Origin of the sequence: Delftia sp. HK171 (assembly GCF_001886655.1) — a bacterium.
Taxonomy (GTDB): domain Bacteria; phylum Pseudomonadota; class Gammaproteobacteria; order Burkholderiales; family Burkholderiaceae_C; genus Comamonas; species Comamonas acidovorans.
Map to the genome: position 1 here is coordinate 4,626,877 of NZ_CP018101.1, position 23,528 is coordinate 4,650,404.

Below are 23,528 nucleotides of genomic sequence, written 5' to 3' on the forward strand. Positions count from 1 at the left end.
CTTTCCGGCCAATACGGGCACCGTCACATCGGGCGCCAGCCGGATGCCTGCGGCCGGGCTTCCGTTGAAGGCGCTCACCACCAGATTGCGGGCGCCCTGGTCGCCCAGATTTGCAACCGTGACGGCAAGGGTGGCGGCCTCGCCCGGCTTGGGCAATGGCGGCGCCAGGCTCAATGCGCCCTGAGAAACCGCAAAGTCCGGCAGCGTCAACACCCTCAGCGACGCAAAGGCCACGTTGTCGTCGAGCGTGATCTCCTCCGGCTGGGAGCGCTTCGGATCGACCACGGCAAAAATCAGGCGTTCGCTGGCATTGGGAACTTCCCAGTTCACGGTCGCCGTGGTGCTGGAGCCTGCAACCAGGGAAGCCACGCGCGTGGCGCCGAGGGAGATACCTCCGGCAGCCGGGTCGCCGTCGAAGAACTCCACATCAAAGCCGGTGGCGTCCACATCGCCCACATTGCGCACGAGCGCACTCAGCGTCATGACCGAGCCTTCGAGCGCAGGGCTGGGTGAGAACGCCAGATCCCTGTAGCTGACCGCCAGGTTCAGGCCTGCCTTCGCAGCCACCTTGAAGGCCAGCGCCGCAGCGTTGTCCGAAGTGTCGCCGTCACCGCTCGCCTTCTCCGGATCCATCTCGACGATGAAGCTGTAGTCGCCGCCCGGTCCCGCGCGCCAGGGAATCTGCTGCTCCACGGTGCTGCCCGCTGCGATCTGCACCACATTGGTCAGCAACACCGTGGTGCCCGCGCCCGATTGGATGCCGTAGCGCACATTGAAGGACGACGAGTCCTGCGTGCCGGAGTTGCGCAGGCGCGCGGTGAACACCACGTCCGCACCGGGCCGTGGCGCGTTGGGGTTCAAGGAGATATCGGCCTTGCTCACCGCCAGGGAAACTCCGCCGGCCGTCCTTACCGTCACGGAACTGCTGTTGTTGGCGCGCGTGGCTTCCTTGACAAGGCCATCAGGGTCCAGCTCCACGGTGTAGAGCGTTACCCCCGGCTCGGACAGCGTGGGTTTGAACTGCAACGCCGTCGTGGCGCGCGCGGCCAGGTCGAAGGCGGTCTCTGCAAGGCGCACGCGGTCGGCTCCGGTGCCGCTCCACAGCACGGCCTTGGCCTGTTTCACGGCGGCCATGCCGGCATTGCTGACGAGTGCGTCGATCTGGAGGGTCGCCGGCAGGTTCTTCACCGTCGAGGGCGTTGCCAGCACATCGCCATCGCCCAGCAGCAGGTCCGCCAGCGGATTGGCACTCTCCACCACCAGCGACAGCGAGGTGACGTTGTCCTGCCGGCTCAAGTCGGCGGTCGCCTGTTCGAAATCCACGACTGCGAAGACCGTGCGCGGGCCGGCGCGCGACGTCGTGTTCCAAGTGGCTTGAACAGTGGTGCCGTCTCCACCTACCAGGGCCGCGATGGGAATGGGAGCGCCGATGGCGATACCTCCTGCGGCGGGGTCCCCATCAAAGAAGCGGACCGTGCTGGCCTCTGACTGGAGGGAACCTGCGTTGACGACCCTGGCAGACAAGGTCACCCGCTGCCCATCGAAAATCGGGAGCGAAGAGGCCTGCAGATTGCCGATCGCGAGGTTGGCACTGGCGGCGCTGCGCAGCATTTGCAGCGCCAGCACGGTGTTGTAGACGCTGCCCTGCCAGCTCCCGTCCATCCGCTGGCTCTCGGCAACGAAGCGCTGCGCTGCAGACAGATTGATCTCGGAGCCGAAGCCTGCAGCGACCATGGCCATGGACGCATGGGCCGTGTCGTGAATGGAGCTGGCACCGTCGCCAAAGCCGCCGTCGGTGTTTTGCCGGCTCTTGAGAAAAGGCCGCACGCTGGCGATCGGCGCCTGGGCACTGGCCAAGCCCGCCAGGGCCTTGAGCACCTGGGCCGAAACATGGACACGGCTGGGACTGGCGGCCGCGTTGCCCCATCCGCCGTCCGGGTTCTGCCAAGACACCAGCAATTGCACGGCAGGCCTGAGCACGCTCTCATCGGCGTTGACCAAGCGCAGGGCCTGGACCGCCAGTGCGGTGTCCAGCGGATTGCTGCGCAGGCGTTCGCCCAGGCCCCACCCGCCGTCTTGGTTGCGGGTGGCCAGCAGGGCCGAGATATCTTCGGCCCGGCGCTCGCCGGCCGTGCTCTCGATCAGCCTGCGGGCCAGAAAATCGGTGTTGCCCGGTGGCCGGGCCGCTATCCAGGCGCCGGCCGGCCCCAGCCCCCTGTAGACGGGGTCTGAGGCACGCAAAAACGAACGGGCCAGCAGCGTGTCACGCGGCGCAAGTCCGGCTGCATCCATGAAGGAGCCGTCGGACCGTTGCTGCGCTTTCAGCCAGGAAAGTCCGGCTGCATTGTTGCCGGGGTTGGCGGGGCCCGGCACATCGGGAGGCAAGGTGGTGCCGGGGACACCCGGAGAGGTGGTCTGCGGCGGCTCGGCAAAGACATTGGCCACGCCCAGGCCATGGGTCAGAGCGTTGTAACGCAGGCCGACCTGCCGGCGAGCCTGAGCCACCACATCCAGGTCTGCGGGATCGATGGTTTCCCCAGGCCGTACCAGATAGATGAAGCCGAATCGGAACGTCTTCTGAGATACGTCGACAGAAGGGATGCGCGGGCCTTCAGCGGCAATGACGTCGTCTATCGTGACGATTCGCTTGGTGCCCCGAATGGTGGTTCCCAACGGGGCAGGCAGGGCGTTGCCATCGACGTCGGGCGCTTCGATGAGGAAGAAGGGAGGAACCTTGTCCTTGCCGATCAATCCAGCCAGGTACAAGTCCAGCGGGCTGTACCTGCTCTGGGTGTCAATCGCTGTGAAGGAGCCCTCGCCGTTGTCACGCCAGCTCGCGCCATAAAGCACCGAGCCCTGGCTGTCCAGCAGATAGCTCCAGTGGGAGCCATCCTTCCCTACCAAGGCAGAGCTGATCTGTCCATTCCAATCGCGGAATTTGACGTGGCTACCCCAGCGATGCTGCAACTCATGCGCAAAGGTGGACAGCATGGATTCATAGTCGGCACTGGACGTCGCGCTTGCCCAGCGGGAAGCCGCTGCCATGTCGATATAGCTTTGCAACACGCCCTTGCTGCCATACGCCTGTGAGTTGTCAAATTGCTTGATGCCTATGCCAGCGGTGTCGTTGCGCACGCCCCGGTGAAAAGCCAACGCGTTCTCTCCGTCGGCTGAGGCAGTGGGGTATTCGAAGCTCGAAAACACCACAAGGAAGTCATAGACATCGGCATGCGTGCGAAAAAACTCCTTGCCTACCGTTTCCGAGGGCGCCACCAGATCGATGCCGTATTCACCGGAAAACTCGATGATGCTGACGCCTTTCTCGTCGCGGATAAAGCGGGCCAGACCGGGGGCATCGCCAGACGCTCTTCGCACGCCAGACGATGCTGGATGTAATTGCGAAGATGCGGCAGCGCTTTGCAAAAAATCCGGAAGCGACATAAGAGCAAGGAGCGCAACGACATTGCACACCAACCCCATCAGCCACACGCAAGCGGGCCAGTACGGAGAATCACTTTTCAGCGCTGTCAACGAATGCCTGCCATGCGCCATCGAAGTGCGGGCCACACCCATCCCTGCCCTGTGAATCCCGGTCTTGCAAAGTGCAATCTGAAAACCGCGCACCGCCGCCCGCATCATGGCGACACGACCATCCATCCGTCCTTCATTGAACGAGCGGGGGCTTGGAACCGAATCAGCCGTGTCGTCTGAAGGCCATCCACCAAGGCGATCTCGATCCGTTCGACAGCCTCCTGCCCAGGCAGATTCACAGGCAGGAACACTGCCACATTGCCGGAAACCTCTTCCAAAGCCACAGCCAACCCGGGGACCTGCATTCCTCTTCGGAGTACGGTCAGATCGTTCGCGCCCCACTTGACCACCACCTGCTGACGCCTCGCATCCAGGGCGACCACGCGCAATTCGGTCTGATCTGCGACTGCCCAGTGCCAGCGATTGATTGCAACCCCGGATTCGCCTGGCTGTGCAAGCTGGGCCGATGCCATTGACGGTAGCAAACACGCCGCAAACATCAACAATGTCAGTGCAGCAGATGCTGAAGCGCCCGATAAGTTGACTGGCCAAACAGCGAACACCACCGAGCGCCTGGTGGCAAACATCGCAACCCGCCTGAATTTTTTCAGAACGCCTCTCCAAAGCATTGCCAGCGACACAAAGGCTGGAATGCCCCTCTCGATACTTTCCATCTTCTCCTCCGCGATGCCATGCACCTTTTTGCTTGTTCCCTAAGCAAAAAGCTGGCAACTGCCTACTATTTTTTCAGGGTCACGATCGAAGGATTCGCCCGGCAACATGCCTTTTTTGACTTATCGACTTAAATGACCCGCACGCCTGAAAGCAGTCCATGGCATGGAGCCATGGACTGCGAAATACGGTCATGGTGACAACAAAAAGCTTTATACGTAACGCTTTGTGCGAAGCATATCACTGAATTGAGCAATGCAGCAACAGCCCATGGATCAAGGCAGCGCCGACTGTCAAAAGGCAATCAACGCAATACATCGCTCCATATTATTCATTTCACTGCATCGCCGCGATTGACAGAATCGACTTGAGCATGTGGAAACGGAGGCATTGCCGGCGTTTGGATCGCAAGCCTGCCGTTGCGCTCACCGCAACCGCGCCAACCTTCGCCCGAAATGCTTCAACTCCAGCGCCGCAGCCTGCGCCACGTGCCCTGCATCGCTTTCACTGTCCTGTTCAGCCGCCCCGGCCACAGCCAGCACCGCCAGCCGGCTCTGGTAGCGCGATTCCTGCAGCGGCCTGAACACCAGCTTGCCCCGGTACAGCGAGGCAAAGGACGAGGGGACGATGGCCACGCCCAGGCCGCAGGCCACCAGGGCGAGCACGTTGACGAACTGGCCGGCCTCGTGGCGTATGGAGGGGGTGAAGCCCGCGTCCAGGCACAGGGCCACGGTGCGGTCGAAGTAGTCGGCGTCCTCGTAGCGCGCAAAGCCCACGAAGGGCTCATGCGCAGCCGATTGCAGCGGTAGCGCGCCTTCGCCAGCCGCCAGCGGATGGGACGGCGCCATGGCCAGGCAGTAGGGATCGTCCATGCCGGCCACTTCCTCGGCCAGTGGCTCGCCCTTGCCGGGACGCCCGAAGCCCAGGTCCAGCTCTCCGGCGCGCAGGGCGCGCAGTTGCTGCGAGGTGATCATCTCGCGGGCTTCCACGCGCAGGTTCCAGCCTGCGTCGGCAATGCGGCGCAGCAGGCCGGGCAGCACCGAGTGCATGGCCGACGGAACCAGGCCCAGGCGAACCACGCCCTGGCGGCTTTGCTGGCGTTCGCGGGCGCGCAGCGGGGCCTGCTGGGCGCGCGCAAGAATGGCGCGCGCGTCTTCCAGCAGGGACTCGCCCGCAGGCGTGAGCCGCACGCCGCGCGGCAGCCGTGTGAACAGGGCTGCGCCCACCTCTTCCTCCAATTGCTTGAGCTGGGCCGACAGCGGCGGCTGGGCAATGAAAAGCTTGCGAGCGGCGCGGCTGACGTTGCCCTGCTCGGCCACGGCGACGAAATAGCGCAGGTGGCGCAATTCCATAGGTGTTCACCCTTTGAAAACATACTTGCTTCGTATGCTTCAGATACTAATTCAGTCTTGGACATACCTCTGGCGTATGGAGACACTGCCGCCATCGCCAATTTCCAACGGGCCAGCGGCCCCCACGCCATGCAAGCACTGCGCAAAACCGAGCCGAGCCACGGCCTGACACTGACCCAAGCGGACATGCCCGCGCCCGGCCCTGGCGAAGTGCTGCTGCGCGTGCATTCGGCCGGTGTGTGCGGCACCGATCTGCACATTGCCGAATGGACCCGCAGCTACCACTTCCTGACCCCAGCCCTGCCCGTGACGATAGGTCACGAGTTCAGCGGAGAGATTGCCGCGCTGGGCGAAGGTGCCGGGAACCTGGCCCCGGGCCTGACCGTGGGCCAGATGGTGGCCGTGCGGCCCTCGGTCACCTGCGGCCGCTGCGCGGCCTGCACCAGCGGCAACTTCGATGGCTGTACCACGCGGCGCGGCATTGGCGTGCTGCGCAATGGCGGCTTTGCACCCTGGGCCGCCGTGCCGCTGCGCAACTGCGTGCCGGTCCCGGCCGGTGTGCAGGGCGATGTGGCCGCGCTGGCCGAGCCGCTGACCGTGAGCCATGAGGCCGTGCGCACGGCCGGCGTGCGCCCCGGCCACCGCGTGCTGGTGCTGGGGCCGGGCAACATCGGCCAGGGCATTGCGCTATTTGCGCGGGCCGCAGGCGCCGCCCAGGTGGTGGTGGCCGGGCATGGCGATGCGCCGCGCCTGGCGGTGTTGCGCGCCATGGGCTTTGACGATGTGCTGGACTTCGAGGGCAGCGATATGGATGCGGCCCTTGCCCCCTATCTGGCCCGGGGCCGGTTCGATGCCGTGATCGAGGCCACGGGCGCGGCCGCCGTGATTGCGCCGGCGCTGCGCGCGCTCAAGGTGCATGGCGTGCTGGTGATCACGGGCATCCATGCAGCGCCCGTGCCCATCGACCTGACGGCGCTGGTGCGCAATCACCAGGAGCTGCGCGGCTCCTACCGCGCGCCCGAAAGCGCCTGGCCCGAGGTGGTGCGCTTCATGCAGGAGCACCAGCCCCTGCTGCGCCAGATGATCACGCACCGCGTGCCGCTGTCGCGTGCCGAGGAAGGCTTTGCACTGGCGCGCGCGCGCCATGCCAGCAAGGTGCTGGTGCAGCCGGAGCACCAGGCATGAGTGGCAGCAACGCCTTTCTTGCGCTGTGGAACGGACTTGACCGCAGCGATGCGCGCGAGGAATACGAGGCCTGGCACGCCATGGAACATGTGCCCGAGCGCGTGGGCCTGCCGGGATTTCTGTGGGGGCGCCGCTATGTACGCGGTTCGGATGCAGGCGGCTCGGATGCAGGCGGTGCGCCATCTGCCGCAGGCAGCAGCTACTTCACGGTCTATGGATTGCAGGGGCTGGATGCGCTGCAGACGGCGCAGTATGCCGATGTGATCGCCCATCCCACGCCCTGGTCCGCCCGCATGCGGCCCCGGCTGAGCGCCTTTGTGCGCCGGCCCTGCGCGCTGGTGGCCACGGCAGGCGCCTCCTCCGCCGCGCACCTGGTGGCAGTGCGCGCCACCACCGCCGACCTGCCCGGCTGGTCCGCCGCAGCCATGCAGGCGCTGGCCGAGGCCGAGGACAGCGCCCTGCTGGTGCGCGCCAGCGCGGGCGCCGTGCCGCCCGCGCTGGACCTGGCCTACCCCGTGGGCGGCGAACGCATTGCCCAGGCCGTGGCCGGCCAGACCACGGTGGTGCTGCTGGCCGAGCATTGCACGGCCGAGGGCGCGCGCCAGGGTGCGCAGTGGCTGCTGGAGCGGCTTGCGCCCTGGAGCCTGCCGGGCGCGCAGGCCGAATCCTTTGTGCTGCAAAGCCAGGTGGTGCGCGGCGACCTGCCTGCGGATGTGTCACAGCACCCGCACTCCCGATTGCCGCCGCGCCTGGGGCCCATGAACCGGTATTTTTCGCGCTGAAGCCAGATTGCAGATGAACATTCCAGGAGACAAGAACATGAACAAGCCCCAGACAGCCAGGCAGCCGCTGCTGCAGTCGTCAACGCGCCGCGCAGCCCTGCGGTGGTGCGCTGCCGCGCTCTCGCCGGTCTTCCCCGCCCATGCCGCAGGCGACAAGGATGCGTGGCCCACGCGCCCGCTGCGCTTGATCGTGGGCTATGCCAGCGGCTCCTCCCCCGACGTGCAGGCGCGCCTGCTGGCCGAGCCGCTGGGCCGCGCCCTGGGCCAGCCCGTGGTGGTGGAGAACAAGGGCGGCGCCAGCGGCAACATCGGCGCCGATGCCGTGGCCAAGGCCGGCGACGGCCATACGCTGGGCGTGATCGGCAATGGCCCGCTGACCAGTTCCAAATACCTCTACGCCAGGCTGCCCTACGACCCGGGGCGGGATTTTGCGCCCATCGCCATGATCGGATCGGCGCCGCTGGTCTGGGTGGCGCCGCGCGCCGCCGCCACCGATACGGCGGCCTACCTGCAGTCCCTGCGTTCCGAGAACGGGCAGTTCAATTTCGGCTCGGTCGGCAAGGGCTCGGGCACGCACCTGGGGGCCGAGCTGATCAAGGAATCCATGGGCCTGCGCCTGGCCCATGTGCCCTACAACGGCGGCCCGGCCGTGGTGAACGCCCTGATGGGCGACCAGGTACAGATGGCGCTGCTGCCGGCCTCCACCGTGATGCCGCTGGTGCAGTCGGGCAAGCTGGCGGCGCTGGCCGTGACCTCCAGCGAACGCAGCCCGCTGGCGCCCGGCGTGCCGTCCATGCGCGAGATCGGTGCGGGCGCGGTGGACATCGAGGTGTGGAATGCCGTGATGGCGCCGGCCTCCATGCCCGCAGCCCACCGTGCCCGGCTGTCACAGGCGCTGGAGCGCATCCTGCATTCGCCCGAAGTGCGCGACAAGCTGCTCGCCCAGGGCTGGCGCGTGGACGATGTCGGCCCCGCCGCCCTGTCCGCACGCATGGCGCAGGACAACCGCACCTACGGCGCGCTGATCGCCAAGAAGAACATCCGGCTCGACTGAGCGGACAACGCCAACCGAGGCGGCACGGGGCAGCACCTGGCGGCACCAGGCAGCACCTGGCAGCAAGCAACGGCCAGCGCCCCATTTTTTCCATACCCCATAGAGGAGACATCATGAATACCTTGCAACGAGGAGGCTGGGCCGTGGGCGCCGCAGCCCTGGCCCTGGCAAGCCAGGTGCATGCGCAGACACAGACTCAGGCGCAGACACAAGCGCAAACATCGGCCCCGCCCGCGATCCCCAGCAGCAGCGTGACGCTGTACGGCGTGGTGGACATGGCGGTGGAGTCGGGGCGCACGGGCAATGGCGGCCTGCAGCGGCTGGAAAGCGGCGTGATCGCCGGGTCGCGCTGGGGCCTGCGCGGCACGGAGGACCTGGGCGGCGGCCAGCGCGCGCTCTACGTGGTGGAGGCAGGCTTCAACGGCGACACGGGTGCCAGCGGCCAGGGCGGCCTCGCCTTTGGTCGCCAGGTCTTCGTGGGCCTGGGCGGCGGCTGGGGCCAGCTCACGGCAGGGCGCCACTACACCACGCTGCACACTTCGCTGGCCAGCTATGCGCTCACCGGCCTGATCTGGGGCAACGCGGCCAACTATTTCCGCGACGGCACGGTGCTGCGCGCCAGCAATTCGCTGCGCTACCAGTCGCCGAACATGGGCGGCTTCACGGTGCGCGGCATGTATTCGTTCGGCGAGGCGGCGGGCTCCAGCGTGGCCAGCCTGTACGGAGGCTCCGTGGACTATGCGGCCGGGCCCTGGGCACTGGGTGCATCGTGGATGCAGCGGCGCACCACGGCCGTGAATACCGACCGCTATGCGCTTCTGGGCGCGGCCTATGACTTCGGCGTGGCTCGCGCCGCGCTGCTGCTGTCCACGCGGCGCGACGACCTGCCTGCCGCCACCAGCGGCCAGGGCCGTTTCTATGAGGCCAGCGTGACCGTGCCCATGGGCATGGCGGGGCAGTGGCTGCTGTCCTATGGCGCCTACCACGGACAGGCTCGCGCCCAGAGCGATGCACGTGCGCTGAGCGTGCGCTACGACCACTCGCTGTCCAAGCGCACCAAGCTCTATGCGGGCGTGGGCCGCATCCACAACGAAGCGGGCGCCGCCTTCACCATCAACACCGCCAGCAATGCGGGGCCGGTGGTCCAGGCAGGCAGCCGGCCCAGCTCGGTGGTGCTTGGCATATCGCACGCCTTCTGATTGCCGGGGCAGGCGCGGCCAGCGCCTGCCATGCCGACAGGACGGCCCGGCTGGAGTCGGGCCGTTGTAACAACCCCATGGAATCCAGGGAATATTCGCCTATTTGAATGGATTTTTCCAATCAGAAAAAGTCTGTCCAATCAGCGAATTAGGCGATTTGCAAGAGAGAAAGTTTCGCAAAAAGACAAGTGCCTGCGCGATCCGGCAAGAAAAATAAAATCCAAATGTAAACAATTGTTTATCTGGCCTGTAAGATTCTTCCAGTCAATCAGTGTTTCCCCAGGAGGGTGTTGTGAAGCACTTCGCCGATGCATTCATCGGGAAAATGCATCGCACCCGCCTGGCCATTGATTTTTTCATATAAGAATTCTTACTCATTCAATCTCTTGACGCACCACATCCACGGCCACCAAGATGAGAGCGCATCCAGATTATGGAGAATAATATCCGCCCATCACCAGCAAGCCGATACTGGATATAACAAAATCAGCCGGGCCGAAGAATTGCTACAGGCCTGCAAATGGCCAGAGCCTTCCATATATCCCCTGCTGGTGCTCAGATATGTGCAGGAAGCACAGGCCATTTTCGAGCTGCACCGCATGCCCGACCGCGTGGTCTCATGCCGTATTGCAGCCGCCTTCATCCATTGCCAGCTGGGTGAAGAGCGCAATGCGATTGCACTGGCCACTGCGGCAATGGCCAATCCCGCGCTGCTGCAGCCGGAATCCATGGCCTGCGCCACCTATGTGAGGGCGCTGGCGCACAGCCGGCTGGGCGAGCTCGATACCGCCTTGCAATTGATCGAAGGCAAGGACCATGATTTCGCATTGATGGCGCCGGGCATCACGCCCTGGCTGTCCGCCCTGATCAATTGGGCCAGAGCGCAGATTCTGTGGAAGATCTATCTCTACAAAAATCACCAGAATCTGTGGTGCGGGCCGCCCCCGGATTCAGGCCTGGTCCAGCTCGGTGCCGCGGCACCCGACAGCGCCGACCTGCAGGCGCTGCTGGAGCGGGTCGGCCGCCAGCTGCCAACGGGCCTGGCCTGGCCCTACAGCGATTTGCTGCAGCTCTCGGTCAAAGGGCTGGATGCGGGCCGCCGCGAAGCCGCTGGCGTGATCCGTGCCATTGAACGCATCGGCGTCCGCCACCAGATCAAGAACCCGCCGATTGCCGGCTGGGCCTGGCTGAGCAGCGCACTGGTGCACTGCAGCAAGCGCCAATATGCCCAGGCCCTGCAGGCGGTGATGCTGGCAAAGTCCACGGCCCAGACCTACCAGCTCGAAGGCCTGTGCCGCAATGCCCTGGTCTACGAGTACCACATACAGGAAACGCAGGGCGATTTTGCAGGCGCCCTGTCCACGCTGAAGGCGCTGAACATCATGCGGCTCAAGAGCATGGCCATCAGCCCCTATCTGGAGAAATCCAGATTCACGGCCATGGACGAGGCACGGCTGCACGATCTGGAACCCGCCTATGTCAAGCGCGCCCTCCAATACATACAAGAAAACCTGGACAAGAAACTACCGATCCAGACCATTGCCGACCATTGCCGCGTCAGCCGGCGCACATTGGAGGTTTCCTTTCGCAACAGCCGGTCGTGCAGCATCGGTGAATATATAAGGCAAAGCCGCATTCATCTTGCGGCCGAATCGCTGCTGACCACCGACCAGAGCATAGGACAGATTTCCTCGCAGCTTGGTTATTCCTCGCTCTCATCATTTTCCCGAGATTTCTCCGGACATTATGGAATACCGCCGTCTGTCTGGGTGCGCCATCATCGATTGGCGTGATCCGGATTTTTATGCGATGCGGCCCGATTGCGTGGCACGCAGCCCTATTGAATACTGAAAGGAATACGCATGAAATACCTGAAAAACATGAAGACGGGCTCCATGTTGGGTCTGGGTTTTTCGATTCTGATTGCCATCGCGCTGTCGATTGCGCTGTATGGCCGCGCCCAGCTGGTACAGGCCTCCGATGATGTGGCCTACCTGGCCGACAAGCGGATCACCAGCCTGCTCCGGCTGGTGGAGATCAAGGGCTCGGTGGAGTTCATCTTTCGCGGCGTGCGCAGCATGGCGCTGATGGAGGACGCCGGGGAAAAGAAGCTGGCCAAGGCCGCACTGGATGCACAGCGCCAGAAGATCGGCCAGCTGATGGAGAAATTCCGCGAAGGCCTGAGCACACCGCAGGGCGTTGCCCTGTACGACAACATGAAGAACGCGCGCATTGCCTATCTGCCGCTGCTCGACCAATTCATGGAGGCGGCCACGCGCCACGACCTGCAGGCCGTCTCGGCCATGCTTGGCGAAAGCGGGGAGTTCCGCAAACGCCAGGACGCGTTCTTCAACTCCATCAATGACATCCTGGCCCACCAGCAGGTGCGCGCCACAGAAACGGCGCAGGCCTCCGAGGACAAATCCCTGGCTGCCGGGCGGCTGATGCTGTCCCTGGCGCTGGCCGCACTGGCCATAGGCGCGCTGGTGGGCTGGGCCATCACGCGGCGCATCACGGGCCTGCTGGGCGGTGAGCCCGCCTACGCGGCGCAGATCACGCAGGAAGTCGCCAGGGGCAACCTGGCGGTGACCGTGGCGCTGCGGCCCGGTGATACCACCAGCCTGCTGGCTGCGCTGAACTCCATGCGCGCCAGCCTGGCAGACATCGTCAGCCAGGTACGCCACAGCAGCGAATCGATTGCCACGGGCGCCAGCCAGATCGCCTCGGGCAACGCCGACCTGAGCGCTCGCACGGAAGAGCAGGCCGCCAACCTGGAGGAAACGGCCGCCTCCATGGAGCAGATGACCGCCACCATTCAGCAGAACGTGGACACGGTGCGCAGTGCCTCGGGCCTGGCCCAGTCGGCCAGCGCCACGGCCGTGCACGGCGGCGAGGTGGTGCATGGCGTGGTCAGCACCATGGAGGACATCACGCACAGCTCGCGCAAGATCGAGGAAATCATCGGCGTGATCGACGCCATTGCGTTCCAGACCAACATCCTCGCGCTCAACGCCGCCGTGGAGGCCGCGCGTGCCGGGGAACAGGGCAAGGGCTTTGCGGTGGTCGCCTCGGAGGTGCGCTCCCTGGCCCAGCGCTGCGCCAACGCGGCCAAGGAGATCAAGGGCCTGATCAGCGAGAGCGTGGGCAAGGTCGCTGCCGGCTCCCGCCAGGTGGCCGAGGCCGGCAACACCATGAACGACATCGTCACCCAGACGCACCGCGTGGCCGAACTGATCTCCGACATTGGTGCCGCCACGCAGGAGCAGTCCCAGGGCGTGACCCAGGTCAGCGACGCCGTACAGCAGCTCGACCAGGTGACGCAGCAAAACGCCTCCCTGGTGGAGGAGTCCGCCGCCGCTGCCGACAGCCTGAACAAGCAGGCGGCGCAGCTGGTGCAACTGGTCAGCGTGTTCCGCCTGGATGAAAGGGAGGCCCGGGCACAGGCCGTGTCCGCGCCGGTGGCAGCGGTCGGGCTGGCGCGCGCACAGACCGCCAGGCCGTCTCCTGCGCTGGCCCCTGCCGTGCCCCGCCCCGCCAAGCCCTTGCGCGCGGCAGCGGCTGCGGCCTCCAGCGCGCCTGTGGCGCTGCCCGCCAGGACCACGGCACCCCGCCGCGCCACGGCGGCCGAGATGGCGGAGGAGTGGGAGCAGTTCTAGAACAGGCTCAGCGCATCACCAGGCCGCCATCGACGAACAGCAGCTGCCCCGTCATGAAGCCGCTCAGTTCCGAGGCCAGGAACAGCACCGGCCCTGCCACGTCTTCGGGGCTTGCCAGGCGGCGCAGCGGCGTGGCGGCCATCAGCGATTCGCGGAAGGACTCGCGCGTGTCCTGCGTGCCCTGCGTGGGATAGACCAGGCCCGGCGCCACGCAGTTGACACGTATGCCCACGGGCCCCAGCTCGCTGGCCAGGTTGCGGCTGAAGGCCACCAGCGAGGCCTTGGCCGTGGTGTAGTCGTGGTAGGGCACGACGGGGTGCTCCACCAGGTTGCTGGCAATGTTGACGATGCTGCCCCGCGCGCGCTGGCGCATCTGCGGCAGCACGGCGCGGCAGACGTTGAAGGCCGCGCCCACGGCACCGTCGTACTGGGCCTGGTAGTCGCTCCATTGCAGGTCGTCGAAGAGACGGCGGCGCTCGGGGTCGAAGGCGTAGGGTTTGAAGGCGTTGTTGACCACGATATCGATGGCGCCCGCCTCGCGCGCCACGGCATCGGTCATGGCCTGGACGGCGGGCGGCGAGCCCACATCGGCCTTGATGGCCCAGGCATCGCCTCCGGCCTGCTTGCCCGCAGCCTGGCAGGCCGCCACGGTCTGCGCGGCGGCAGCATCGTTGGACAGGTGGTTGACCGCCACGAGGGCGCCCTCGCGCGCAAAGGCGATGGCAATGGCCGCGCCTATGCCGCGGCCGGCGCCGGTGACCAGCACCACCTTGCCTTGCAGGCCCAGGGAAGACGGCTGTGCCATCTCAGGCCCCGGGCAGCAGGCTGGTGTCCACCACGTCGGACACCTTGATCTGCCTTTGCACCATGCCCAGCGCGCGGTAGGCGTCGGCGCCCTTTTGCAGGGCGGCCAGGTCGAAGCTGCCCAGCGGCTTGCCGGCCTGCAGCGGCTGCGAAGACGCATTGCGCAGGCGGATCACGTCCAGGTTGATGTCGCGCTGCGTGCCGTCGATGGCGTGCTTGCCGGCCAGCGTGGCGGCTTCCTCGGGGTTGGCCATCATCCAGGCGGCGCTGTCGCGGTAGCCCTTGAGGAAGGCGCGCAGCAGGTCCTTCTTGTCGCGCAGCGTGTCCTCGCGCACCACGAACATGTCGCTGGAGATGTTGAGGTGATCGCGCACCTGCATCACATCGACCTCGCCAATGCCTTTGCGCAGGCCCACGGCCAGGCCGGTGTCGGTGGCGGCCGTGGCATCGACCTGGCCCTGCATCAGCGGCGCGAAGTTGAGCAGGCCGGTGACGACGATGGTCACGTCCGACTCCTTGAGACCGGCCTGGTGCAGCATCACCAGCAGGTTCTGGCGCGTGCCGCTGGACAGGCTGTAGACGCCGATCTTCTTGCCCTTGAGGTCCGCCGGCTTGCGGATGCCGGCCGACTTGAGCGAGACCACGTTGAACACGTTCTGCGGGTAGATGTCGTAGATGGCGACCAGCTTCTCGCCCTTGTCAAGCGCCATGAAGAAGGAGCCGGGGTCGGTGAAGGCCACATCGGCCTGGCCGCTGAGCATGTTGCGGATGGCGTCGCCGCCGCCCGCGCCGGGCAGGTAGGCCAGCTCCACGCCCTGGGCCTTGAAAAAGCCCTTGTCGGGCTCGGCCAGGATGTTGGTGATCTCGCTGATGGGCTTGCTCCAGCCCGCCAGGCGGATCTTGCCTTGCACAGGAGCGGCCAGGCAATTGCCGGCCAGCGCCAGGCCGGCAAAACCGGCAGAGGCGCCCAGCAGGCTGCGACGGGTGAGGAAGGGGGATTGCGGTGTGTGCATGGCGCTTGGGGAAAAGGTTTCGGAAGTGTTCAGGGGGGTCAGGCGGCGCGCGAGCGCAGCAGCCGGCGCTCCAGCACCAGGCAGGCCTGGTACAGCAGCAGGCCCATGGCGGCGATCAGCACCAGGGCCGCAAACATGAGGGTGGTGTCCATCATTCCCTGGGCAGCAATGACCACGGCACCCAGGCCGCGGCTGGCGCCCATGAATTCGGCCACCACGGCGCCGACCAGGGCCAGCACCACGGCCACGCGCAGGCCCGCAAGAATGGCGGGCAGACCCGTGGGCAGCTTCAGGCGCAGCAGCGTCTGCAGCCGCGTGGCGCCCAGCATGCGAAACAGCTGCAGCCGCTGGGCATCGACCTGGCGCAGGCCGGTCAGGGTGTTTTCCATCAGCGGGAAAAAACAGATCAGCGCCGTGATCAGCACCGTGGGCAGCATGCCGAAGCCGAACCACAGCACGAACAGCGGCGCCAGCGCCAGCTTGGGCACGACCTGGCTGACCACCACATAGGGCTTGAGCACACGCTCGAGCAGCTCGGATTCAGCCAGGGCCATGCCCGCCAGCAGGCCGATCGCGCTGCCGGCCGCCAGCCCCAGCAGCAGGGCCTGGAGCGTCGCCCAGATGTGCGGCCAGAAATAGCCCGTGGCCAGCCCCGTCCACAGCGATGCCGCAATGGCCGAGGGCGCCGGCAGCACCAGGGCGGACAGGCCCCATTGCCGCACCAGCAGCTCCCACAGGCCCAGCAGGACCAGCGCCAGCGCGGCGGCCAGCAGGCGGGCATGGAACAAGGACACCGTCATGCCGCCGTCCTGTCCATGGCTGCGCGCACGCGGGCGCAGTGCTCGTTGAACGCCGGCCCGTGGCGCATGGCCTGGGTGCGCGGCGCGGGCAGATCGACCGCCATATCAGCCACGATGCGCCCGCCGTGCATGAGGGCGATGCGGTCGCCCAGGTAGACGGCCTCGTTGATGTCGTGGGTGACGAAGAGCACCGTGGTGCCGCGCTCGCGGCACGTGCGCAGCAGGTCGTCCTGCAGCTCGGCGCGCGTGATGGCGTCCAGCGCGGCAAAGGGCTCGTCCAGCAGCAGCAGCGGCGGGTCCAGCACCAGCGCCCGTGCCAGCGCCACGCGGCTTTGCTGCCCGCCCGAGAGATGGCGCGGATGGCGCTGCGCGTGGCTGGCCAGGCCCAGCTGCTCCAGCAGCGCCAGGGCGCGTTGCTCGTCCTGCGGCGCGGGGCGCCTTTGCAGCGACACGGGCAGCAGCACATTGCCCAGCGCCGTATGCCACTCCAGCAGCGTGGGCGCCTGGAACATGAAGCCCAGCTGCGGACCGGGCTCGGCCAGCTCGGCGCCACGCAGCAGAATGCGGCCCGACTGCGGCCTGAGCAGCCCCGCCGCCAGCTTGAGCAAGGTGGTCTTGCCGCAGCCGCTGCGGCCCAGCAGGCAGTGGACCTCACCGGCCTGCACGCGCCAGTCCACGCCGTCCACCACGGGCGGGCGGCCCGGGTAGGTGAACACCACCTGTTCGATATCGAGAAACGCCATGCCGTCAGCCCCGTCTGTGATGCCCGTCATGCCCGTTGTGCCCGTCGTGCCGGTGTGCATGGATGTCAATCCGCATACGGGGCAAACGGCTGCGCCGCCGCCTCGGCAGATTGCTCGATCTCGGTCATGCGCACCAGGTCCAGCAGGTTGAAGCGGCCGTCATGGTGCCAGCCGGCCTCGGGCATGCTCATGGAGCCGATGGCGCTGATGCGCGTGACGCCGGCCGCGCCCAGCAGGCCCGCCAGCCGGTACAGCTGCTCGGGCGAGGCGGCAATGCCGGCCGTCTGCAGGTATTCGCGCTGCGCGGCCACCACGGGCACGGCGTCATCCAGGCGGTCCACACCCACCACGGCAATCGTGCGGTACAGGGCCGTGGGCGCCATCGGCTGCAGGCTGTCGCTGTACGCCACGCTCCAGGGCGCGTCCACCGGGCCCAGCAGTTGCTGTTCGTCACCCGACCATTCCACGGACTGCTGCCAGCGGGCCACGGCGGCGCCCTCCTCCAGCTCCAACGGCCGGCGTGCAAAGCGCCGCTGCAGGTTGGCCAGTTCGGCCGCCAGATAGTCGGCAAAGGCACGTGCAGAGACAGGGGCGCCGCGCTCCACGTAGAAGACATGGGGCGAGTAGCAGCCCTGCTGGTCGTAGCGCATCACGTCCCAGGCCGCCAGCCGCGCCACGGCGGGCGCCTTGAGCGTGTCCAGCGCGGCAGCGCCCACCATGCCAAAGCCCAGCTTGTGGCCATGCGGCAGAAAGCGCGTGGTCACGGGCAGGCGCTGGCGCAGTGCCTGCAGCGTCTGGTTGCCGCCGTAGGCGAGCACGGTGTCGGCCTCGGCATGGAGCGCGGCGGCTCCACCGCCATCCGCGCCCTCCGCGCCATCCGCCCCATCCACACCCCCCGCACCGCTCCACCACACCACGGCCAGGCAATCGGCCAGCGGCGGGTGGACCTCGGCCAGCAGCCGTGCGAACCAGCCCGCGAACAGCGGCTCGGCGCTGGCCAGCTTGCCAATGGCGGGCGCCTTGACCAGCAGGCCGCAGACCAGGCTCCACAGCGACAGCGCAGGCACATTGCCGGCCCAGCTGTGCATCAGCAGATCAGGCCCGAAGGCACGCACCGCGCCGCCCTTGGGCGTGGGCTGGAAGCCGTCGAGCACGGCCGGGTTGGCAAAGTCCTCCGCCACAAAGCGCCGCAGCTGCGCGGCGCGAAAGGTCTTGAAGAAGCCCGTCAGCCCCAGGCGCACCATGTCGGCGTCATAGCCGCTGACCACGGGCAGCCAGGTCTCGGCCTGGCGCCGATAGGGATCGCTGCGGTCCAGCAGGCGTGCGATGGCGCGGTCGATGGCGTCGATGATCTCGGCCACGGGCATGGCCCTGAGGTGGCGGTCGGCGGCACGGCGCACATGGGCTGCCAGCGCATGCATCTGCGGGCCGGTCAGCAGGGGCACGGAGACTTCCAGCCGCACGCCGCCGCGTTCGAAGGGCAGCACATGCCACTGCAGCTCGGCCTCGCGCAAACCAGGCAGTTCGGGCAGGTAGCCGGCCGTGATCCGCTCGATGTTCATGCAGCAGCGGCCTTCACGAATTCATCGACCGCCAGCGAGCAGCCCTTGGCCGCTGCGCCCTCGGCACGCCCCAGCAACAGGAAACCGCTGTTCTCGCCATGGCCGGCCCACAGGCCCACGTCCTCGGTGAGGATGGTGGTGACCGCGTTGTAGTTGGCCAGGTCGCAGTGCACGAGAATGCCGCGCTCGCCGGGAGCCACGCTGCGGCCGGTGACGGGCTCGACCAGGCGCGAGCGTATCCAGTACGGCCCCGACTTGACCGAGGGCAGCGTGGCATTGCCGTCGTCATAGAACTGCGTGCTCAACTCGGTCATGCCGTACATGTTGATGCAGTGGCTGCGCGGCACGCCCAGCAACCGGGACAGGTCGGCGTAGAAATCCTCCAGCGGCAGCTCGCGCGACTGGCCCTTGTAGCCACCCGTGTCCAGGATGCGGCTGCCCGGCGGCAGGCAAAAGCTGCGGCCCTGCTCGCGCAGCGCATCCATCACATGCACCAGGCTGAAGCTGGCGCCCAGCAGCGCATAGGGGCGACCGCTGCGCTCGGACTCCTCCAGCACGGCGCACAGGCCGGGCATGTCCAGGCCGTCGGGGGTGAGGAAGTAGCGGCTGTCAGGAGTGCCGAATTCCGTCTTGGCCAGCGCCAGGTAGTGGGCCAGCGAAGAGTTGGGCATGGCCTGCTCGTCGGGAAAGAGGATGCCCATGGGCAGGCGCTCGTGCCCGGCCATGAAGCGCTGCGCGAAGTTGCGCGTCATCGACGCATCGTAGACATCGAGCGCGGGATGGAAGTGGCGTCCGCGCGCGGACAGTCCCTTGGCCTGGCCCGTGGTGCCGCTGGTCATGAACACGCGCTCCGCGGGCGAGGCCGGCTCGCTGCGCAGCTCCATGGCCTTGAACGCGTCAATGGGCACGGCGGGAATGTCGCTCCAGGTCTTCACATTGCGCAGCGTGGCGCCGCGCCGCTGGCAGAAGCTGCGAAACGGCGCATTCGATTCGTATTGGTAGGCGAACAGTTGCAGGGCCAGTGCGTCGAACTGCTCGTCGGTGCAGCCGTCCATGGCAATGAATGCAAGCAGGTCTGCGACCAGAGAAGCCGCCTGGGGCCGGGCCTTGTCCATGGAATTCCTTCGAGAGCTGGGACGTGATGCTCCGAAGGCTCCCCCGCCCGTGGCGCATGGGCGGCCACGCAGGGGTGCAAGCTCTTCTTCCGCCGGAATGACCCGGTTCAAGTTCTCGGGTGTGGATCTCAGCACTGGCGTGCACCCCGGAGCGGAGGGCTATCTTACAGCAGGGTCGCCAAGGGTGCAGGACCGGGACAATCCTGCTGCGGGCCGCATCAGCCCACGGCCGTCAGCCGCCGCATCACCCACTCCACGGGCCCCTGCGCCACCTTCCTGCTCCAGGCCCAGGCGGCCAGGCTGGCGATGATCACGTACAGCGCGGCGGCCACGGCCACTTCGCGCAGGCTGCGTGATCCGTCCAGCGCGCCAAGGGCCTCCAGCAGGCCCATGCCGATGAGGATGTGTGCCAGGTACAGGGTCAGCGTCATGCGCCCGGCCGGCAGCAGGCCGCGCCACGGTCCAGCGGGCCAGCGGTCGGCCAGCCGCAGGCAGGCGCCGATGGCAATGCTGGCGCAGCCCAGGCCCATCAGCAGGTAGGCTGGGCCGGGCGGCATGGGGCCGGTGGCCAGCCAGGCAGCCCATTCACTCTGTGCCGCAAGTGCCGAGACGGCGCAGGCCAAGCCCACCATCGCAACACCGCAAGCCACCAGGCCCCATTGCACGCGCGGCTCGGCCAGCGGCAGGCGCGCCAGCAGCATGCCGCAGAGGAAGAACGCAAACCAGGGCAGCACCGGATGGAAGCCGTTGAACAGCAGGTTGCGCGCAAAGCCGGCCGGCTCCCACAGGCCCTGGTAGGACAGGCTCGCCCAGTCCCAGCCCTGGCTGTAGTCCAGCTGCAGCAAGGCCCAGGCGGAGAGCACGGCCACGGCCGCCATGCCGGCCAGCAGCGCCCGTGCGCCGGCCTGCAGCCAGGCGATGGCCAACACGAAATACACCGCGTAGTAGTGAATGATGTCGGCCGGAAAGATCAGCAGGTTCATGCCACCGGCCACCAGCAGGAACAGCGCGCGGCGCAGTGTCCAGATGCGCGCCGTGGCCGGCTCCAGCGAGCGCGTGGCCAGCACCAGGCCCAGGCCTGCCAGCACCACGAAGGTGGCCGAGGCCTTGCCCTCCAGAAAATGGAAGAACGACAGCAGCCAGCCAGGCTCCTGCAGCGCGGGATGCATGGCCTGCTTGAAGTTGACGAACACCATGCCTGCCAGCGCCAGGTAGCGCGCCAGGTCCAGCCCCGCCAGGCGGGCGCCCCTGCCGGTGGCGTGCCTCATGCAGTGCCTCCAAGAAGGCAGGCCAGCAAGGCGGGATGCAGCACATCGACCCCTTCATCCGCCCCCGCGTCTTCTTGCGGCGTCACCGCCAGCGCAAAGCGCAGCGCATCGCTTTCCACGGCATCCAGCAGCAGTTGCGCGGCCAGGCGCACGGGCACGGCGGGCCGCAAGAGGCCCTGCTGCGCCCCGCGCTCCATGAAGCCTGCCAGGCCGTCGAGCATGCGCCTGCGGTTGGCCTCGAAGGCCGGCGCCAGCCCGGGCGAACGCGCGATCTCGGACAGGCATTCGGCGCTGAGCACGGCCCATTCCCGCTGGCGGCACAGCGCCTGGTAGGCGGCCAGGAATTGCGCCACCACAGGCAGCGAAGGGGCTGCGGCCCGCTCCAGCGCCTGCAGCAAGGGCAGCAGCTCGGTCTGCTCCTGCGTGGCGACCTCGGCAATCAAGGCCTGCTTGCTGTCGAAGTGGTTGTACAGATTGCCCAGGCTCACCGAGGCGGCCTGCGCGATGTCGCGCATGCTGGTGCAGTGAAAGCCGCGCTCCACGAAGCACTGCAGGGCGGCCTCCACGATGACGGCCCGGCGCTCGCTGATGTCTTCTTTCTTTTTCATGCCCCAAATGATGAACGAACGTTCATTCATAGTCAACACCGGGGCATGAAATCACAGCGGCGGCAGGGGGCCCACGCCCGAAGGAACGGCCTCCTCGTTGGGCCTGCAGGGCTGGCGCAGCATGCGCCGGCAGTCCGGCAGCTGCCGCTCATGGGCATAGGCGATGTGGCCCAGCACGATCTTCGACGGCCGGCTGCGGTCCAGCCAGACGGTGTTGGTCGAAGGCGTGGACAGATGGTCGAAGGCCCAGTACCCGGTCTGCGAAGGCGTGTCCAGGGTCACGCGCAGGCTGGAGCCCGCGCGGAACACATGGGCGAATTTCTGGATTTCCACGCGCATCAGCGTGGGCTCGTCGGGGCGCAGCGGGCGCACGGCGGCCTCGGTGAAATCACCCCAGGGCCGCAAGGCGGTGGAGCGCTGGCCGTCCAGCGCGCGCATGGAGGCACGCAGCCAGCCGCGCTGCACGAACATCTCCTGGCCGTCGGGACGCACCTCCGAGACGGTGACCTGCACATCGGTATCGCCGGCCGTGGCGCTGAGCCACAGGTCCAGCGAGGCCTCGCCATAAAAGCTCAGCGCGCGCGGCAGCGGGGCCGTGGTGAAGCGCAGCAGGCCCTGCCCGGCGGGGCTGGCCGTCCATTGGCCCGCGCCGGACTCGGTGTCCGCGTCGGGATGGTTGGCCTCGGCGCCCGGCAGCGGGTAGCGGTAGCTGGCCGACTGGCGCTCGGCCTGCGGCGGCGCATCGCCCAGCCCGCCGCCCGGCTGCAGCCACAGCGTCATGGGCGTGACGCGCACGGGCAGCCGGTCAAAGCTGGCCACGGCCGAGGGGCGCAGTTGCCCATAGTCGCCCCCACCGTTCATCCACTGCATTTCCTGCGCCAGCAGCACGCGGGGAGTGTGCTCGAAGCCGTTGCTCTCGCCCTTGAGAAAGCGCGCGTAAAAGCGCTTCATGGTCTCGCGCAGAAAGGGGGCGTTGTCGGTGTGGTGGTCGCCGTTGGAGCTGATCAGCCACATCTTGTCCGGGGCGATGCTGTCCTCGTAGTAGCCCATGCGCGTGCCCACCTGCTCGTCCTGCCAGGACTGGGTGCCCAGCGTGGGGATGTCGATGCGGTGCGTGGAGTTCATGGCGCTCTTGAGCGCGTAGCGGGCGCCGAAGAAGCGGTCCTCGTCCAGCCAGCGCGCCATGTCCAGGTCGGGGCGCTGGATCTTGCGGATGTTGTCCTCCACCACCTGTGCGCATCCGGTATCGCCATCCAGCGCCCTGGCATCTTCGGCGGCCTTGCGCCATATCGCGGGGAACTGCCGCCACCAGTTGGCGGGAAAGCCGATGTTCTGGATGCCGCCCGGATAGGCCACGTCGCGGTAGGGATCGGCCACGTTCTTGCCCGGCGCGATCGCCTTGAGGCTGGGCGGACGCTGGGCCGCCACCCACAGTTGGTCGTAGCCCGAGTACGAATAGCCCACCATGCCCACCTTGCCCGTGGACCACGCCTGGCGTGCCGCCCACTCCACCGCATGCGCCCCGGCCGCGCCCACGGAGGCGTCGGCCCACTGGTTCTCGCCGGTGGAGCAACCCGTGCCGGGCACGTTCAGGCCCATCACGGCATAGCCTTCCTTGGTCCATTCCTGGGTGGTCTGGTCCGTGACCGAGCCCGATCCGTAGCCGTCGTACTCCATCAGCACGGGAAAAGGCCCCGGCCCCTTGGGGAAGACCACCGAATAGCGCATCTTGTTGCCGTCAGGCAGCTGGATGTAGCCCCAGATGCGCGGCCCGGGGTTGGTGCTGCCCGAAGAGCCCCCGCCGCAGGCCGCAAGGCCCAGGGCAAGGGTGGCGATGCCGGCCGCGCCGAGCCACGCGCGGGAATGGCGAAAAGTCATCATAGATGGTCCTCCTGGTTGCTGATGCAGTCATGCCCGCAAGGGGGCAGGCCGCAATGTAGGACCGTCCGGGCGCATGGCGCACGCACAGGCTGAAGGGGGGATGAAGGGGGGATGAAGGGGCGCTGAAGCGCGCCTGAAGACAGGCTGAAGGCGAACGCGGCCAGTCGCCACGGCCTTCGGCCTCGGGGGCGGCATGAACTGGCACGATATGGTGATGGCGCTTGGAGCGACGGAACTATCCATCGCCCCCGCAGTCGAACGGCCTTCGCTGGAGACCTCAACGCATAACAGCCCGGCCCACAC

The 23,528-nt window shown here is 67.0% G+C and carries 18 protein-coding genes (1 of these 18 running past the window's edge); 6 read left to right on the plus strand and 12 right to left on the minus strand.

Annotation, left to right across the window (positions count from 1 at the left end):
- From BO996_RS20740 to BO996_RS20750, 3 genes are all read right to left on the minus strand, one after another.
- On the minus strand, positions 1-3,657 hold the 5' end (the start) of the coding sequence (locus BO996_RS20740; RefSeq protein WP_083571178.1) for a CARDB domain-containing protein. Its footprint begins 13,749 nt before the window's first position; the window shows 3,657 of its 17,406 coding nt (coding positions 1-3,657); the start codon lies at positions 3,655-3,657; its stop codon lies beyond the left edge, outside the window.
- Positions 3,636-4,205 carry a hypothetical protein gene (locus BO996_RS28830; protein ID WP_156897995.1) on the minus strand — a complete coding sequence of 190 codons (570 nt, stop codon included), beginning with the start codon at positions 4,203-4,205 and terminating at the stop codon, positions 3,636-3,638. The genes BO996_RS20740 and BO996_RS28830 overlap by 22 nt, the downstream gene beginning before the upstream one ends.
- A 423-nt stretch (positions 4,206-4,628) precedes the next feature.
- Positions 4,629-5,555, minus strand: a complete 927-nt coding sequence (locus BO996_RS20750) for a LysR substrate-binding domain-containing protein (protein ID WP_071956299.1) — start codon at positions 5,553-5,555, stop codon at positions 4,629-4,631.
- Between the two features lie 129 nt (positions 5,556-5,684).
- Here BO996_RS20750 and BO996_RS20755 point away from each other — a divergent pair, with 129 nt between their 5' ends.
- The 6 genes from BO996_RS20755 to BO996_RS20780 all read left to right on the plus strand — a co-directional run bounded on the left by BO996_RS20755 (position 5,685) and on the right by BO996_RS20780 (position 13,431).
- On the plus strand, positions 5,685-6,740 hold the full coding sequence (locus tag BO996_RS20755) for a zinc-dependent alcohol dehydrogenase (protein WP_156897996.1): 1,056 nt from the start codon (positions 5,685-5,687) through the stop codon (positions 6,738-6,740).
- A complete protein-coding gene (locus BO996_RS20760; protein ID WP_071956300.1) occupies positions 6,737-7,522 on the plus strand; it encodes a hypothetical protein in 786 nt (261 codons plus the stop codon). Before BO996_RS20755 ends, BO996_RS20760 begins: the two co-directional genes overlap by 4 nt.
- 37 nt (positions 7,523-7,559) lie before the next feature.
- Positions 7,560-8,576: a Bug family tripartite tricarboxylate transporter substrate binding protein gene (locus BO996_RS20765; protein WP_071957181.1), complete on the plus strand. Its 1,017-nt coding sequence runs from the start codon at positions 7,560-7,562 to the stop codon at positions 8,574-8,576.
- 113 nt (positions 8,577-8,689) lie between these two features.
- On the plus strand, positions 8,690-9,775 hold the full coding sequence (locus tag BO996_RS20770) for a porin (RefSeq protein WP_071956301.1): 1,086 nt from the start codon (positions 8,690-8,692) through the stop codon (positions 9,773-9,775).
- Positions 9,776-10,161: 386 nt separating this feature from the next.
- A complete protein-coding gene (locus tag BO996_RS20775; protein WP_232240392.1) occupies positions 10,162-11,568 on the plus strand; it encodes a helix-turn-helix domain-containing protein in 1,407 nt (468 codons plus the stop codon).
- Between the two features lie 69 nt (positions 11,569-11,637).
- Positions 11,638-13,431, plus strand: a complete 1,794-nt coding sequence (locus BO996_RS20780) for a methyl-accepting chemotaxis protein (protein WP_071956302.1) — start codon at positions 11,638-11,640, stop codon at positions 13,429-13,431.
- A gap of 7 nt (positions 13,432-13,438) precedes the next feature.
- On the opposite strand, the gene BO996_RS20785 is transcribed toward BO996_RS20780, so the two are convergent.
- The 9 genes from BO996_RS20785 to BO996_RS20825 all read right to left on the minus strand — a co-directional run bounded on the left by BO996_RS20785 (position 13,439) and on the right by BO996_RS20825 (position 23,225).
- Complete coding sequence (locus BO996_RS20785; protein WP_071956303.1) at positions 13,439-14,236, minus strand: SDR family oxidoreductase; 798 nt, start codon at positions 14,234-14,236, stop codon at positions 13,439-13,441.
- Position 14,237: 1 nt separating this feature from the next.
- Complete coding sequence (locus tag BO996_RS20790) at positions 14,238-15,248, minus strand: ABC transporter substrate-binding protein (RefSeq protein WP_046239925.1); 1,011 nt, start codon at positions 15,246-15,248, stop codon at positions 14,238-14,240.
- A gap of 38 nt (positions 15,249-15,286) precedes the next feature.
- Entirely contained in the window at positions 15,287-16,048 is a 762-nt protein-coding gene (locus BO996_RS20795; protein ID WP_016450562.1) for an ABC transporter permease, read from the minus strand.
- Positions 16,045-16,821: an ABC transporter ATP-binding protein gene (locus tag BO996_RS20800; RefSeq protein WP_043783628.1), complete on the minus strand. Its 777-nt coding sequence runs from the start codon at positions 16,819-16,821 to the stop codon at positions 16,045-16,047. The genes BO996_RS20795 and BO996_RS20800 overlap by 4 nt, the downstream gene beginning before the upstream one ends.
- Before the next feature lie 35 nt (positions 16,822-16,856).
- Positions 16,857-18,353 carry an acyl-CoA reductase gene (locus tag BO996_RS20805; RefSeq protein ID WP_071956304.1) on the minus strand — a complete coding sequence of 499 codons (1,497 nt, stop codon included), beginning with the start codon at positions 18,351-18,353 and terminating at the stop codon, positions 16,857-16,859.
- Entirely contained in the window at positions 18,350-19,468 is a 1,119-nt protein-coding gene (locus BO996_RS20810; RefSeq protein WP_071956305.1) for a LuxE/PaaK family acyltransferase, read from the minus strand. Before BO996_RS20810 ends, BO996_RS20805 begins: the two co-directional genes overlap by 4 nt.
- A 218-nt stretch (positions 19,469-19,686) precedes the next feature.
- Complete coding sequence (locus BO996_RS20815; protein WP_071956306.1) at positions 19,687-20,736, minus strand: DUF418 domain-containing protein; 1,050 nt, start codon at positions 20,734-20,736, stop codon at positions 19,687-19,689.
- Positions 20,733-21,344, minus strand: coding sequence for a TetR/AcrR family transcriptional regulator (locus BO996_RS20820; RefSeq protein WP_071956307.1), 612 nt, complete (start codon positions 21,342-21,344; stop codon positions 20,733-20,735). Before BO996_RS20820 ends, BO996_RS20815 begins: the two co-directional genes overlap by 4 nt.
- A 51-nt stretch (positions 21,345-21,395) precedes the next feature.
- Positions 21,396-23,225: a CocE/NonD family hydrolase gene (locus tag BO996_RS20825; protein WP_071956308.1), complete on the minus strand. Its 1,830-nt coding sequence runs from the start codon at positions 23,223-23,225 to the stop codon at positions 21,396-21,398.
- Positions 23,226-23,528: the final 303 nt, after the last annotated feature.